The 14,820-nt window shown below is 71.9% G+C and carries 15 protein-coding genes; 3 read left to right on the forward strand and 12 right to left on the reverse strand.

Going from position 1 to position 14,820, the window contains the following annotated elements:
- Positions 1–33: 33 nt before the first annotated feature.
- The 8 genes from DQE82_RS19985 to DQE82_RS20020 all read right to left on the reverse strand — a co-directional run bounded on the left by DQE82_RS19985 (position 34) and on the right by DQE82_RS20020 (position 6,341).
- Positions 34–783, reverse strand: a complete 750-nt coding sequence (locus tag DQE82_RS19985) for an SDR family NAD(P)-dependent oxidoreductase (RefSeq protein ID WP_064446646.1) — start codon at positions 781–783, stop codon at positions 34–36.
- 117 nt (positions 784–900) lie between these two features.
- Positions 901–2,010 (reverse strand): branched-chain amino acid ABC transporter permease, encoded by a 1,110-nt coding sequence (locus tag DQE82_RS19990; protein WP_113973478.1) that lies wholly within the window; start codon positions 2,008–2,010, stop codon positions 901–903.
- Entirely contained in the window at positions 2,007–2,897 is an 891-nt protein-coding gene (locus tag DQE82_RS19995) for a branched-chain amino acid ABC transporter permease (protein WP_043328154.1), read from the reverse strand. The genes DQE82_RS19990 and DQE82_RS19995 overlap by 4 nt, the downstream gene beginning before the upstream one ends.
- Complete coding sequence (locus DQE82_RS20000) at positions 2,894–3,628, reverse strand: ABC transporter ATP-binding protein (RefSeq protein ID WP_113973479.1); 735 nt, start codon at positions 3,626–3,628, stop codon at positions 2,894–2,896. The genes DQE82_RS19995 and DQE82_RS20000 overlap by 4 nt, the downstream gene beginning before the upstream one ends.
- Complete coding sequence (locus DQE82_RS20005; protein ID WP_043328151.1) at positions 3,628–4,371, reverse strand: ABC transporter ATP-binding protein; 744 nt, start codon at positions 4,369–4,371, stop codon at positions 3,628–3,630. Before DQE82_RS20005 ends, DQE82_RS20000 begins: the two co-directional genes overlap by 1 nt.
- 3 nt (positions 4,372–4,374) lie before the next feature.
- On the reverse strand, positions 4,375–5,580 hold the full coding sequence (locus DQE82_RS20010; protein ID WP_030502914.1) for a substrate-binding domain-containing protein: 1,206 nt from the start codon (positions 5,578–5,580) through the stop codon (positions 4,375–4,377).
- A 216-nt stretch (positions 5,581–5,796) separates the two neighbouring features.
- Positions 5,797–6,042, reverse strand: a complete 246-nt coding sequence (locus DQE82_RS20015; protein WP_043328148.1) for a hypothetical protein — start codon at positions 6,040–6,042, stop codon at positions 5,797–5,799.
- A 29-nt stretch (positions 6,043–6,071) separates the two neighbouring features.
- On the reverse strand, positions 6,072–6,341 hold the full coding sequence (locus DQE82_RS20020) for a DivIVA domain-containing protein (RefSeq protein WP_113973480.1): 270 nt from the start codon (positions 6,339–6,341) through the stop codon (positions 6,072–6,074).
- 283 nt (positions 6,342–6,624) lie between these two features.
- On the opposite strand from DQE82_RS20020, the gene DQE82_RS20025 reads away from it, so the two are divergent.
- A complete protein-coding gene (locus DQE82_RS20025; protein ID WP_069088015.1) occupies positions 6,625–6,852 on the forward strand; it encodes a GntR family transcriptional regulator in 228 nt (75 codons plus the stop codon).
- Positions 6,853–7,117: 265 nt separating this feature from the next.
- Here DQE82_RS20025 and DQE82_RS20030 read toward each other — a convergent pair whose 3' ends face one another.
- On the reverse strand, positions 7,118–8,236 hold the full coding sequence (locus tag DQE82_RS20030) for a glycerophosphodiester phosphodiesterase (RefSeq protein ID WP_043328144.1): 1,119 nt from the start codon (positions 8,234–8,236) through the stop codon (positions 7,118–7,120).
- A gap of 106 nt (positions 8,237–8,342) precedes the next feature.
- Here DQE82_RS20030 and DQE82_RS20035 point away from each other — a divergent pair, with 106 nt between their 5' ends.
- Both DQE82_RS20035 and DQE82_RS20040 read left to right on the forward strand, forming a co-directional pair.
- Positions 8,343–9,677 carry a TrkH family potassium uptake protein gene (locus DQE82_RS20035; RefSeq protein WP_113973481.1) on the forward strand — a complete coding sequence of 445 codons (1,335 nt, stop codon included), beginning with the start codon at positions 8,343–8,345 and terminating at the stop codon, positions 9,675–9,677.
- Positions 9,667–10,335, forward strand: coding sequence for a TrkA family potassium uptake protein (locus DQE82_RS20040; protein WP_113973482.1), 669 nt, complete (start codon positions 9,667–9,669; stop codon positions 10,333–10,335). Before DQE82_RS20035 ends, DQE82_RS20040 begins: the two co-directional genes overlap by 11 nt.
- Before the next feature lie 62 nt (positions 10,336–10,397).
- Here the strand turns inward: DQE82_RS20040 and DQE82_RS20045 are convergent, their stop codons facing one another.
- From DQE82_RS20045 to DQE82_RS20055, 3 genes are all read right to left on the reverse strand, one after another.
- Entirely contained in the window at positions 10,398–12,020 is a 1,623-nt protein-coding gene (locus DQE82_RS20045; protein WP_064446654.1) for a serine/threonine-protein kinase, read from the reverse strand.
- Positions 12,021–12,091: 71 nt separating this feature from the next.
- A complete protein-coding gene (locus DQE82_RS20050) occupies positions 12,092–13,624 on the reverse strand; it encodes a fused MFS/spermidine synthase (RefSeq protein WP_199496069.1) in 1,533 nt (510 codons plus the stop codon).
- Between the two features lie 60 nt (positions 13,625–13,684).
- Positions 13,685–14,722, reverse strand: a complete 1,038-nt coding sequence (locus tag DQE82_RS20055; RefSeq protein WP_064446656.1) for a hypothetical protein — start codon at positions 14,720–14,722, stop codon at positions 13,685–13,687.
- Positions 14,723–14,820 lie beyond the last annotated feature (98 nt).

Below are 14,820 nucleotides of genomic sequence, written 5' to 3' on the forward strand. Positions count from 1 at the left end.
AGGAGCGGCGGGGGCCGCCGTCCCTTCCGCGTGTCAGCGGCCGAGTACGGAACCGCCGTTGACGCCGAGCACCTGCCCGGTGACGTACCCGGCGGACGGGCCGACCAGGTAGCTGACCGCCGCTGCGATGTCGTCCGGCACACCGGCCCGGCCGACGAGCGTGGCGGCGACGCGCTTGGCGTGCCCCTCGGGCGTCATCCGGTCGCCGAAGAACTCGGTCTCGGCCACGTAGCCAGGGCTGACCACGTTCACGGTGATCTGGTCCGGTCCGAGTTGGGCGGCCAGGTCGTACGCCCAGCCGTGCAGCGCGGCCTTCGCGGCCGAGTACGGCCCGCCGCCACCGCGCTGCGCGGCGATCGAGCTGAGCAGGACCACCCGGCCGCCGGGGCGGCGCAGGGCGGGCAGCAGCGCCTCGGTGAGCAGTACGGCGGTGAGCACGTTGGCGTCCAGGTTGGCCCGCCACCAGTCCGCCACCCCGTCGAGCGAGTCGGTGGACCCGCCCAGGAATCCACCGGCGTTGTTGACGACGGCGTCCACGGCGCGCTCACCCACGGCGTCCACGACCGCGCCGACCTGCCCCGGATCGGTCAGGTCGGCGACGACGGCCGTGACCGCCCCGTCCCGCCCGCTCTCGGCACCGATCCGGCGTGCGGCGGCGTCGAGCACGTCCCCCCGCCGCCCCACCACGAGAACGTCGAACCCGTCCCCGACGAGCCCCCGCGCCACGGCAGCCCCGATCCCGGTCCCACCCCCACTGACCACAGCCAGCCGCCGCTCCCCCATGACCGCTCCCCTTCCCCGCTCCCCGCTCTCCCCGTTGATCAAGGAGTTTGCGTCATCCTAACCGCGAAATCAGGACACAAACTCCTTGATCAACGGGTGGAGGGAGGGGGCCGGAGGTCAGCGGGGGCGGTGGAGGGCCTTCAGGAGGGGGGTCACGCGGGAGCGCAGGCTGGCCAGGCCGCCGGGGAAGAAGTAGACGGCCAGGATGAACACCGTGCCCAGGACGAACAGGGGCTGGCTCAGCGGGTGACTGAGGAACGCGGGCAGGCCATTCACCGCGTCGCTGCTGCCGAACGCGGTGAGCCGGTGGTCCAGGTACATGTACAGGACGCCGCCCAGCACCGGCCCCCACCGCGTACCGGGACCGCCGAGCACCACCATGACCAGCAGCGACAGCGTCAGCTCCGACGAGGTGATGTGCGGGCTGGCGCCGCCGACGATCAGCACGTAGACCACCCCACCGGCCGACGCGAGCCCGCCCGCGAGCGTGAACGCGACCAGCTTGAACCGGTACGGGTCGAGCCCGAGCACGCCGATGCGTCGCTCGTCGTCGCGCAGCCCGGCCAGCACCCGCCCGGTCGGCGAGGCGCTGACCCGGTGCACCACCAGGACCACCATGGCCAGGTACGCCAGCGCCAGCCAGTAGAGGTTCACCGTGTTGGTGACGCCCACCAGGGCAGCCGGCAGCCCCGACACGTCCAGCGGCAGGCCCTCCTCGCCACCGGTGAGGCCGCCGAAGTCGCGGGCCACCAGGATCGCCCCGACCTGCGCGAACGCCAGCGTCACCATGGCGAACGCGATGCCGACGGTGCGCAGCGCCACCGCGCCGAGCAGCGCGGCGAGCGTGGTTCCGCCGATCACCGTGAGCACGGCGGCCTGCCACAGCGGCAGCCCGGCCTTGGTGACCAGGATGTCGGTGCCGTACACGCCGGCGGCGAAGTAGAGGGCGTGGCCGAAGGAGAGCATTCCGGTCCGCCCGAACAGCAGGTCGTATCCGGCCGCGAGCCCGCCGAACACCAGGCAGATGGCGAGCAGTTGCAGCGTGCCCGGCGAGTTCAGCGGCCCCTCGAAGATCCCGGGCAGGTTCAGCGTCGAGTACGGCAGGATCGCCGCCACCACCAGGGCCACCAACGGCAGGTACGGACGCAGGCCGTGCCAGCGGGAACGCCCGGGGGTCAGTTCGTCGGGCACCTGCGCCGGAGGCGCGTCGACCACCGAGTTGGTCATGCGTGAGCCACCTTTCCGGCCAGGCCCTGCGGACGCAGCAGCAGCACCACGGCGAGCAGACCGACCACGCACAGGTCGCCCAGCCCGGACGTGCCGTAGTAGTTGACGAACTGTTGCAGCAGCCCCACCGCGACCGCCGCGTACGCGGACCCGACCACCGAGCCCATCCCGCCGATCACCACCACGATGAACGCGAAGATCAGCAGTGAGCCGCCCTGCCCCGGCGAGACGGTGCCGAAGTAGACGCCGCCGAGCGCGCCGGCCAGCGCGGCGGCGGCCCCGCCGATCGCGAAGACCAGCGTGAACGCCTTGCGCACGTCGATGCCGAGCGCCGTCACCATCTCCCGGTTCTCCACGCCGGCCCGGATGATCAGGCCGTACCGGGTCCAGCGCAGGAACGCCAGCAACGCGCCGAGCACCACAGCGGCGGCGACGATCAGCAGCAGCCCGGCGTTCGGCACCTGCGCGCCGAGCACCGACGTCACGTTCCGGCTCCACTCCGGGCGCGGGAACGGTCGCGGGTCGGCGCCCCAGGTGGCCTGGAGCAGCGCCACCCCGGCGAGCGACAGGCCGACGGTGACGAGCACCTGCTCGATGGTGCGGGAGTAGAGCGGCCGGATCAGCACCAGCTCCACCAGCACGGCGACGAGCGAACCGGCCAGCACGCCGAAGACGACGGCGAGCACGAAGCCGAACCCGTCCGGTCCGGCGCCGGGCAGGTTGCCCGAGGCCCACCACGTCGCGTACGCGCCCACGCCGAGGAACAGCCCGTGCGCGAAGTTGAGCACGTCGGCGAGGCCGAACACCAGCGACAGGCCGGAGGCGACGAGGAAGTAGAGCGCCGCCAGGCCCAGCCCGGTCAGCGTCAGCAGGACCACGGTGTTCACGCGTGCACCTCCCCGGAGCCAGAACCCACACCGAGCAACGACTTCGTCAACGCGGTCTCCAGCAGCAACTCCTGGGCGTCACCGGTCCAGGCGACCTTGCCGGCGGAGAGCACCACCGCGTCGGTCGCCAGCCGCCGTACCACCGCCAGGTTCTGCTCGACCAGCAGCACCGGCACGGATTCCGCGACCCGTTCCAGCACCTCGGCCACTTCGGTCACCACCTTCGGCGCCAGCCCTTTCGTCGGCTCGTCGACGAGCAGCAGCCGGTTGTCGTTGAGCAGCACCCGGCCGATCGCGAGCATCTGCTGCTGCCCGCCGGACAGCGAGCCGGCCCGTTGCCGTCCGCGCCGCTCCAGCTCCGGGAAGAGCGAGAAGACCTTGTCGTACGCGGGCGCGACACCGCGCCGTTCGGCCAGCCGCAGGTTCTCCGCGACGGTGAGCCCGGCGAAGACGCAGCGGTCCTCCGGCACGTAGCCGAGGCCGTCGCGGACCAGCCGGTGGGTGGGGCGGGCGAGCAGGCTGCGCGCCCCCATGCGTACGCTGCCGCGCACCTCGCCGCCGCGCGGCGTCAGCCCGACGATCGCGCGCAGCGTGGTGGTCTTGCCGACGCCGTTGCGCCCGAGCAGCACCGTCACGCCGGTCGGCGCGACCTCGAACGACACGCCCTGGAGGATGTGCAGTCCGGCGATCCGCACGGACAGGTCCGCCACGGACAGGACAGGTTCCGCCATCAGAGCGCCTCCCCCAGGTACGCCTCCTGCACTGTGGCGTTCGCCATCACCGTCTCCGGGGTGTCGCACGCCAGCAGCGCGCCGTGGTGCATCACGGCGATCCGGTCGGCCAGTTCCAGGATCACGTCCATGTGGTGTTCCACCATGAGCACCGCCCGGCCGCTGTCCCCGGTCAGCGACTTGATCACGCTGACCAGCTCGGGCACGTCCTCGGCGCTCACCCCGGCCATCGGCTCGTCCAGCAGCATCACCCGGGGCTCCCCGGCGAGCAGCAGCGCGATCTCCAGCTTGCGCTTCTCGCCGTGGGCCAGGGTGCCGGCGAGCGCCGTACCCCTGTGGTGCAGGCCGACCCGGTCGAGCGCCGCGTCGGCGGCGGCGGCCACCTCCCGGTCGGCCGCCGCCCGCCGCCACAGCTTCATCGAGCCACCCCGGTGTGCCTGTACGGCGAGCCGGACGTTCTCCCGCACGCTCAGCGAGCCGAAGACCGAGGACGCCTGGAAGGTACGCCCCAGTCCGAGCCGGGCACGCCGGTGCGGCGCAAGCGCGGTGATGTCCGCGCCGTCCAGCAGGACCGTGCCCTCGGTGGGCCGGCGCAGGCCGGTGATCAGGTTGAACAGGGAGGTCTTGCCGGCGCCGTTGGGCCCGATCACGCCGAGGAACTCCCCCGGCGCCAGATCGAGGTAGACGGAGTCGACGATGGCGACCTCACCGATCCGCCAGGTCAGACCGCGGGTGGCGAGCATCGGTCAGCCCTTCATCTGCGCGACCGGCGGCGCGCTCTCGTCACCGGTGAGCGACTTCTGCGCGGTCGCCGTGAAGGTGGTGCCGCTGCCGGAGAGCTTCGCCTGGTACATCGGCTGGAGCAGGGCGTGGTCCTCGGCGCGGATCTTCATGGTGCCCTTGACGCCCTCGAACTCCCAGCCCTCCAGCGCCTTGACCATCTTCTCCACGTCGTCGCCGCCCTCCTGCACGGCCCGGACGACCATCTGCGCGGCGGCGAACCCGTCCGGGTGGAACAGGTCGAGCGTGCCGCCCGGCACCTTCGCCTTCGCGGCCTTCGCGGCCTCGGTGTCGCTCGCGCCGTCGAAGTAGTGCGACAGGAACGAGATCTTGCTGCCGGCCGCGCCGAACGTCGGCCACGAGGCGCGGATGTCCAGGCCGGTGACGACGGTGGTGGAGGCAAGGACGCCCTGCTGGTCGAGCGTCTGCCACATGGCGCCGGCGGTGGTGCCCGCCCAGGCGACGAAGAGCAGGTCCGGCTTGGCGGCCTTGATCTGGCTGGCGAACGGCGTGAACTCGGTGGCGCTGGCCGGTGCCCGCACGCTGCTCACGTTCGCGCCCGCGCCGCCGATGACGGCCTTGACGGCGGCCTCGTTCGCGTCGCCGAACGCGCCGTCCTGCGCGAACACCACTACCTTCTTGCCGCCCGCGTCGCCGATGAACGACCGGGCGGTCACCACGTCCTGCCACGACTGCCGGCCGGAGCGGAACGTGTACTTGTTCGCGCCGGTCACCGCGTCGGTGGCGGCCGGGCCGGAGATGAACAGCACCTTGTTCTGCGCGGCGATCGGCGCGACCTGGAGCGCCACCCCGGAGGAGGTGGACCCGGCGATGATCTTCGTACCCTTGCCGATCAGGTCCTTCGCGGCGGACACGGCCTTGGCCGGGTCGCCCGCGTCGTCGGCCTCGGTCACCTCGATCGTGCGGTCACCGACCTTGCCGGTGCCCTTGGTGGCGAAGTCGAGGCCGGCCTTGAAGCCCTCGATGTACTGCTTGCCGTAGCTGGCGAGCGGCCCGGACTGGGAGTAGACCAGACCGACCTTGACCGGGGCGGCGGCGTCGCCGCCGCCGGATGCGGTGTCCTGCGGGCTGCCACAGGCCGTGGCGGCCAGAGCGACCGCCACCGAGGTGGCGGCGGTAAGGAACACCCGTCGCGTGTGCCGGATCGTCATTGCGACTCCAGGTGAGGACAGGGGGAATGTCAGTTGTCGGCTCACGCTAGAAGTGACGTCACCCACGGGCTATGTGGTCGGCGCACACAAGTGCCCGGGACAGGATGGCCGCTCGTTACAACGCCGGACATCGGCACGTAACCGCGCCGACCCGGGATGGCCGCACCCACCACGCGCAGCTCGCCGGGAATGTCGGCCCACGCCATCGCGCGCCGGTCACCGCCCGCCGCAGTCCCCGTCGTGGTCGGCCGCCCGTGCGCATCGCCGGCCACCGTCACGCGGCCGGTCGCACCAGACCCAGTGGCGTACCGACTGATCGTCCTCCCGCGACACGGTCGTCCCGGCGCGCTCCACGTCGGCCAGGAACCCGAGCGCCCGGCAGATGGCCCGCGCGAACCCGCGCGCGCCGTCGAGGTCGGCCGCGAGAACCGGCAGGTGTACGACGAACCGCTCCCGGCTCACCGCTGCGCGCCCGGCGTGAACCGGGACTGTCAGCTCTTGAGCGCCGCCTTGATGCGGGTGTTCTCCTCGGCGTACCGGGACGCGTCGCGCCGGGCCAGCGCCAGGTCACCGGCCACCCGGTAGAGGAAGGCGTGCACCTCCGCCGGGTCGAGTCCGTGCCGCACGGTGCGGAACTTCCGCTCGCGGATCTGCCCGACGCTCAGCGGCCGGCACGACTCCGAGCGGTACCAGCCCTGGTTCGGCGGCCTCCGGGTCCGGTTACGCCGCGCCGACTTGAACAGGTTGAGCACGTTTCGCACGCCGATCCTCCTCACCGAGCCGTGGAGGCGGCCCGCCCGCAGACAGGGGACGCGGGCGGGCCGCCGACCCCGAGACCGCAGCCCGTTCGGCGGTACGACCCCGGAGCCCAATCCGGGTCCGACTCCCGAGGTTTGCCGAACCAACCGGAGCCGGACGCGACTCAACCTACACCAGTATCTGGTTATGCGCGAGCCTCCACTCTCGACGCGCTGGGCAACTTGTTGCAGTTACTTGTGCAGGTAGGGCAGGATCGGATTCGCCGAACCAACCGGAGTCCCCACCATGCCCACAGCAGAAGCACCGTTCCGCCGTATCGCCAACGACATCGCCGCGAAGATCAAGAGTGGCGAGCTGAAGCCGGGCGACCGGCTGCCCTCGACCCGCGAGTTGGCCGAGTCCTACGGCGTCCACATGAACACGGCCTACCGGGCGATGTCGTTGCTGCACGATCGCGAGCTGATCACCGGCCAGCCCGGCCGAGGCACCTACGTAGCCGAACCCCCGGCCTGATCAACTCCACTACGCCGAGGTGGCGGCATCACCCCGCCCCGCCCCACCGATCTTGGAGTTGTGGCGCCTCAGATGCCCGGTTCGCGGCTTACGCGAGGCACCACAAGTCCAAGATCGATGGAGCGGCCCGAGATCTTGGTACGGGATGGCCCCTCGGAGGGCCGTTTCGTACCAAGATCTCGGGCGCGGGCGAGCGCGACGGACCCCGGGCACGCTCACGGGGTGCCCGCCGCTGCGGCGAGCACCCCGTGAACAGGAGCAACGGTCAGCGGCCGGCTCGGGCGGCGACCGCCGTGTCGGGATGGTCGCTGAACACGCCGTCCAGGCCCAGGTCGAAGAACAGCTCGTACTCGGATGTGATGTCGCCACGCGCGTTCGGGTCGGCGCCGATGCGGAAGTCCACCGGCAGGAACTGGTTCTCGGCCCGGAACGTCCACGCGTGCACCACCAGCTTCTGCCGGTGCGCGTCACGGATCACCGGGGTCGGCGCGAGCAGCCGGCCGGCCGAGTCGCGGGGCACGATCAGGTTCTTGTTCAGGCCGACGCCGTCGGCGTACCGGGAGATCCAGGCCAGTCCGGCGGGCGTGGCCAGGTCCGCGTAGGTCCGCTTGTCGCCGCCCGCGACGAAGTCGTAGGGCGCGCCGCTGGCGTCCATGAGCTGCACCAGCCGCACGTCGATCATCTTGTCGAGTTTGCGCAGGTTGGCGGTCTCGAAGCTCTGCACGAACACCGGGTCGGCGCGGTGGGTGAGCCGGTTGCGGCGCAGCACCGCCACCAGCGGCTCCTCCAGCGGGCGGCCGATCGAGGCGAAGTAGGTGGGGTGCTTGGTCTCCGGGTAGACGCCGATGGTCCGGCCGCGGGCCTTCGACTCGGCCCGCGCCAGGTCGATGACCTCCTGGAACGTCGGGATCTCGAACCTGCCGTCGAACGCCGTGTTCGCGACGCGCACCTGCGGCAGCCGCTCCTTGGCCCGCAGCGTCTTCAGCTCGGCCAGCGTGAAGTCCTCGGTGAACCAGCCGGTGACTGTCACCCCGTCGATGGTCTTCGTGGCCTTGCGAGCGGCGAACTCGGGGCGGGCGGCCACGTCTGTCGTACCGGAGATCTCGTTCTCGTGCCGCGCGACCAGGACGCCGTCCCTGGTCGCGACCAGGTCCGGTTCGATGAAGTCGGCGCCCTGCCGGATGGCGAGCCGGTAGGCCTCCAGGGTGTGCTCCGGGCGGTAGCCGCTCGCGCCGCGGTGGCCGATCACGATCGGCCGCTGGGTCGCGCGGGCCTGCTCGGCGGCGCGGTGGTCCGGGCCGGCCTGGGCGGCCACGGCCGGCACCACCACAGCCGCCGCGAGCAGCGCGCCGGCCACGCCGAGGGCGGAAAGGGTACGTCGCAACGCCGTCTCCTGTCGTCGATGGGTACGCACAGCAGACCGGGCGCGGTTGACCGCCAGTTGGTCGGTTCCTGACCTGCCGGTGAATCTCCGGACGGAAGATGACGGGATGCGCCGCCTGCTCCGGAAGCCCGTGCGGCTGGTGCCGTTGGGGTTCCTGGCGGTGATCCTGGTCGGCACCGGTCTGCTCATGCTGCCCTGGGCCACCAGCGAGGAGCGGTACACCCCGTTCGTCACCGCGCTGTTCACGTCCACGTCGGCGGTGTCGGTGACCGGGATGGCGGTGACCGACACGCCGAACTACTGGAACGGCTTCGGGCTCGTGATGATCACCGTGCTGACGCAGCTCGGCGGCCTGGGCATCCTGACCGGGGCGTCGCTGGTGATCCTGGCGGTCTCCCGCCAGCTCGGCCTGCGCAACCGGCTGCTCGTGCAGGCGGAGACCGCCGAGTTCGGCCTCGGCGACGTACGCCGGCTGCTGTTGCGCATCGCGGCGACCGTCTTCGTCACCGAGGCCCTGATGACGGCGGTGGTCGCCGCGCGCCTGTTCCTGGCGTACGACTACCGGCCGGGCCGGGCGCTGTGGTCGGCGGTGTTCCACTCGGTGCAGGCGTTCAACAACGGCGGCTTCGCGCTCTACTCGGACGGTCTGATCGCGTTCTCCCGCGACGGCTGGGTGGCGCTGCCGCTCAGCATCGGCGCGATCATCGGCGGGCTCGGTTTTCCGGCGCTGTTCGAGGCGGTACGCGAGTGGCGGCAGCCGGCGCGCTGGGCGGTCGCCACGAAGCTGACCGTCTGGGGCAGCGTGGTGCTGACCGTCTTCGGCGTCGCATACCTGCTGATGGCCGAGTGGGGCAACCCGTTCACGATCGGCACCTACGACGTGCCGGGCAAGCTGCTGGCGTCGTTCACCCAGATCGCGTTGAGCCGTACCGGCGGCTTCGACGTCATAAACGTCGGGCGGCTCACCGACGAGAGCTATCCCATGCTGATCGGCCTGATGTTCATCGGCGGCGGCAGCGCCAGCACGGCCGGCGGCATCAAGGTCTCCACGTTCTTCCTGCTCGGCTTCGCCATCTGGGCCGAGTTGCGGGGCGAGCCGGACACCACTGTCGGTCGCCGCCGGGTGGCGGCGGCCAGCCAGCGGCAGGCGCTGACCGTGGCGCTGCTGAGCGTGGCGCTCGTGGCGGGCGGGACGGTCGGCCTGATCGGTTTGACCTCGCACGTGTCGTTCTCGGCCGCGTTGTTCGAGGTCACCTCCGCGTTCAGCACCACCGGCCTGACCGTCGGGGTGTCCGGGCAGCTCTCCCCACCCGGTCAGTACGTGCTGATCGCGCTCATGTACATCGGCCGGGTCGGGCCGCTCACGCTCGGCTCGGCCATCGCGTTGAACACCCGTCGACGGCTGTACCGCTACCCGGAGGAGCAACCCATTGTCGGCTAGACGCCCGGAGGAGACCGGCATCGCGGTGATCGGCCTGGGCCGGTTCGGCTCGCGCCTCGCGGACTCGCTGTCCCGGCTCGGTTACGAGGTGCTGGCGATCGACCACGACCCGGCGCGGGTCCAGCACTGGTCGGCCGACCTCGACCGGGTGGTGCAGGCGGACACCACCGAGGAGGTGGTGCTGCGCCAGCTCGGGCTGGCGGACTTCGGCCGGGTGGTGGTCGCGATCGGGGCGTCGCTGGAGGCGAGCGTGCTCACCGTACTGGCCCTGGCCGAGCTGGGGATCGAGCAGATCTGGGCGCGGGCCACCTCGGAGAAGCACGCCAAGATCCTGCACTCGGTCGGCGCGCACCACGTGGTCTTTCCCGAGGCGGAGACCGGTGAGCGGGTGGCGCATCTGATCGTCAGCCGGATGCTCGACTTCATCGAGTTCGACGACGACTTCGCCATCGCCAAGGTCAAGGTTCCGGCGCCGCTGGTCGGGCGGTCGCTGCGCGACATCGCGCCGCAGGACCGGTACGGCGTGATGGTGGTGGGTGAGAAGCAGGCCGGGGAACGGTTCCGGTACGTCGGACCGGACACGGTGCTGGAGGCGGACAGCGTGCTCATCGTGGAGGGCGGCATCACCCAGGTGCAACGCTTCTCCGCGCTGGCCTGACCGTCAGTCCTTCTTCGGGCCCTTGACCTTGCCCTTGCCCGGCCCACCCCCCTTCGACTGGTCTACTGTGCTTTTCCCTTGGGGCCCTCCTTGCCCTTGCCGGGCTTCGGTGCGGCCTTGGGCTTCGCCGGTTTGGGCTTCGCCGGCCCGCTCTTGGTGGTGGTCTTCGCGGTGGTCTTGGTGGGCGACTTGACCGGCGTCTTCACCGGCGGCGCGGTGGTGGGCGCCGACCCGGCGATCCCGGACACCTGCACGCCGCAACTCTTGCCGCCGACGGTGAACTCCACCGGCAGCGTGTTGCTCCCGGTGTAGCGGCCGGCCAGCGTGAGCTTCGCCGAGGCGCCGGGCGCCAGCGCCGGGGTCGCGGTGGGCGCGGGAATCGACACGGTACGCCCCTCCTGCCGGGCCGGCGGCTGGGCCGTGGTGACCGTCTGCTTGCCGGGGAACGTGAAGTTCATGGTCCAGCCGCGCAGTTCCCGGTCACCGGTGTTGGTGAGCGTCAACTCGGCGGAGAAGTCCTTGCCGGTGTCGCGGCGCAGCGAGTAGTCGACGGCGCAGGGCGTCGGCTCGGGCAGGCTCATCCGCGCCTCGGTCGGCTCGACACCGCCGCTGGCCGGGCTCCGCGACGTCAGTCCCCACATCGTGGCGGTCACCGCGATCAGGCCGACGGCGGCGACACCGGCCTCCACCTTGCGCCGCCGCGCCACCGCCCGCCGCGTGCGGGTACGCACCGCCGAGAACGGCAGCGCGTCGGTCTCCGCCGACCACGGCAGGATCGTGGTGCCCGCGTTCTCGGCGAGCGCCGGGTCCATCCGGCCGAACGCCGGTGACACCGGCACGATCGCCGCGATCCCTGCGGCCTCGGCGAGCGTACGGGCCACCTCGGCGGTCGCCGGGCGGTCCTCGGGGCGCTTGGCCAGGCACCGCTGCACCAGCGCGGCGACCGGCTCGGGCAGGCCCGGCACCGGCGGCATCGGGTCCGGGTCGCGGTACATGTGCGCGCGCAGCATCTCGGTGGTGGTGCTGGCCTGCCACGGCAGGCGGCCGGTCAGCATCCGGTAGAGCAGCAGCCCGACCGCGTACACGTCGGTGGCGGGCGAGACGTGCCCGTTGTCCAGCCGTTCCGGCGCGAGGTAGGCCGGCGTGCCGAGCAGCGCGCCGTCCGGCCCCTTGTCGCTCTCCCCCACCAGCGCCGAGATGCCGAAGTCGACGACCTTCACGCCGGTCGGGGTCAGCATGACGTTGCCCGGGGTCACGTCCCGGTGCACCACGCCACGGGCGTGCGCGGCGGCCAGCGCCGAGGCGACCTCCGCGCCGATGGTCATCGCCTCCCGCCAGGGAAGCTGCCCGTCGCGGCCGAGCCGCCCGCTGAGCGGACCGCCGTCGACAAGTTCCATGACCACGTACGGCACGGTCAGGCCGACCTGGACCGACTCGCCGTAGTCGTACACGTTTGTGATGTTGGGGTGGCACAGCCGCGCGGCGGCCTGCGCCTCCACCCGGATCCGGTGCCGGAACGCCTTGTCGCTGGCCAGCCGTGAGGCCAGCACCTTGACCGCCACCTGGCGGCCCAGCACCTCGTCGTAGCCGCGCCAGACGACCGACATGCCGCCCGCACCCAACTGCTCGACGAGCCGATAGCGCTCGCCGAGCAGTTGCACGCCGTTCCTGACCGGTCCACCCATGGTCGGTCCTGTTGCCCGAAGTGGGCCCCGGTACACCTCAGCGGTCGGAATCGGTCAGGAAAGTCACCCGTTCAGGCGGTCGCGAGGAGTTGGTCCACCGGCGCGTAGTCGTCGGTGAGCACCATCGCGTCGCCCACCCATCCGGTCACCGCCGCCTCGTCCATCAGCTCGGCCCGCTCCGGCAGCAGCTTCAGACCGGGCGGGATCGCGGCCAGCGGCAGCGGCGCGTCCGAGGCGACGATCACGAAGTTGGCGCCCTGCTCCCCGTCGATCGCGCCGGGCGGCGCGATCAGCGCGACGTGCGCGAACTCGGCCTTCACCGTGGCCAGCTCGGCCCGGATGAACCGGCCCGGCGGGTAGTCGATGACGTTCTGCACGTAGATCCCGTCCGGGCGCAGCACCCGCCGGATGTCGGCGGCCATCTCCCGGGTCGCCAGGTGCCACGGCACCACCAGGTGCCCGAACGCGTCGCCGACGATGAAGTCGCGGCTGTCGGTCGGCTCGCCGCGCAGCAGCACCCGCGCGTCGCCCACCTCGGCGCGCATCTTCGGGCCGGTGCGCAGGCCCAGCTCCCGCCGGTCCAGCTCGACCAGCCCGCCGTCCAGCTCGAACACCAGGTTGTCGGTGCCGGGCCGGGTCGCGGCCAGGTAGTTCGGCACGGTGAAGCCGCCGCCGCCCAGGTGCAGCGCGTCCATCGGCTGCTTCGCCGGCCGTGCCACGTCCGCGACCAGGCCGATCCACTGCGTGTACGCGTACTTCAGGTGGTTCGGCTCGTTCAGGTCGACGTAGGAGTGCTCGGCCGAGTTGAGGTAGAGCGTGCGTCCCTGCGGCCACGACGGGTCCACCTCGACCCGGGCGCAGTGGTACGCGGTCTCCACGTCGCACGGGTTCGGCGCGGCAGCGGTGAGCCCCGCCGCGGCGAGACCGAGCAACGCCAGCGCGGCCTTGACCCGGCCCGGCGTGGACGGCCCGCCGGCCCCGGCCTGCCGTCGCAGCCACACGCCGAGCCCCAGCCCGGTCACCCCGAGCGCGGCAGCGAGTCCCAGCACGATGACGGAGCTGGACAGCGCGGCCACCAGCACGAAGCCGGTGCCCAGCGTGGCGGTGATGCCGCCGAGCGTGCCGATGCTGGACAGCTTGCCCACCACCTGGCCGGTACGGCGCAGGTCGGCGAGCTGAAGCTTCACCACGAGCGGGGTGATCCCGGCCAGCAGCGCCGCCGGCAGCACCACGGTGAGCGCGGTCAGCAGGAGCACCGCGCTCGCCGCGCCACCGCGCAGCACCTCACCGGCGTACCTGACGATCGGCAGCGTGACGGCGGTGGCGATGCCGGCCAGCACCAGCGCCGGGGCGAGCAGGGTACGCGGGTCACGCCGGTCGGCGAGCCACCCGCCGAACCACGCCCCGTAGGCGATGGCGGCCAGCGCCATGCCGATGACCGAGCTGGTCACCTGGAGCGTCACCCCGACGTACGGGCCGACCAGGCGCAACGAGACGGTCTCCAGCACCAGCACCGCGCCGCTGGAGAAGAAGACGAGGAACGCGGCGAGCCCGTTCGGAAGGGCCCGCGGCGGAACCGGGGCGTCGGCCGCCGGTTCCGCCATGACGTCGGACGATGTGCTGCTCACCGTGGCGATGGTACGCAGCGCCGCCGGCGGGCCGCGTCAATACATCGAGATGTGAACATGGTTTGTGTGGTCCGCAGCCGGGCTGCCGCCACCGCTGTACGCGCGCCAGCCGGTGTTCGGCATCCAGATCTGCCGATACCAGATGACGTACATGATGCCGAGCCGGTTCGCGTTGTTCTTCGCCCAGGCGGCGAGGCTGTCGCCGTACGCCTTGTCGCCGCCGGTGGCCGTCTTGTCCTCGAACCCGCCGCTGGCGGCGGAGAAGTCGCAGGCCCGGCCCTTGGGGTGCTCGCCGCCGCCGCCGCTGCGGTGACACGAGGCGTAGCGCTTGTAACCGGCCGCCTTGGCCTGCTGGAGCATGTGCAGCGTGCGCGGCGTGATGCAGCCGGACGCGGGCGTCGGGTCGTCCACCGAGCACGACTCCGACGGCCACGAACCGTCCGAGTTGCGCGGCGCGGGCTTCGCCGACGAGGAGGTGCCGTTGAACCCGGACCCGGCGCCGGAGCTGACCTTCGCCAGCGCCACCTCGGCGTCCTTCTTCTTGCGGGCCTGCACCGCGACCTGCTTGGCCTGCTCGCGCACCTCGGCGTCGATGGCGAGCTTCGCCTCGGCCGCCTGCGCCTTCGCGTCGGCCAGCTCCCGCAGCCGTTTGCTGTCCCGCTGGGCCATCACGTCCAGCTCGGCGGCGCGCTTGAGGAAGTCGTTCGGGTCGGCGCTGGCCAGCAGCATCGACGTCGCGGTCAGCCGGCCCATCCGGTACGACTGCGCGGCCACCTCACCGGCCTGCGCGCTGAGCCCGACGAGGCGTACCTCGATGTCCTTGAGCTGGGTGTCGAGCGCCTTCTGCCGGCGCTTGGAGTTCTCCAGCTTGTTCTGGGCCTCGATGTGGCCCTTCGCCGCCGCCTCCAGCGCCGCCCGCAGCTGCTTGCTGCCGCCCTCGTTCGGGGCGTTCGGGCTGGGTACGGCGGCGGCCGGCCCGGCGGCCACGCCGGAGCCGAGAAGCACGGCCAGCGCGGCGAACGCGGCGAGCAGCGACCGCCGGGCGCGCCGGCCGGTAGAGCTGGTCCTGGGCACGTGATGGTCCTTCCGTCGACCGCCGGCCCCCGTACACCGAGCGGCGTCTCCGCCGGCGCCGGTCGGCGGCCTGCTGGCGGAGACCGCCGGTCACGATA

The sequence above is a fragment of the Micromonospora sp. LHW51205 genome (assembly GCF_003315815.1).
Lineage (GTDB): Bacteria > Actinomycetota > Actinomycetes > Mycobacteriales > Micromonosporaceae > Micromonospora > Micromonospora chalcea.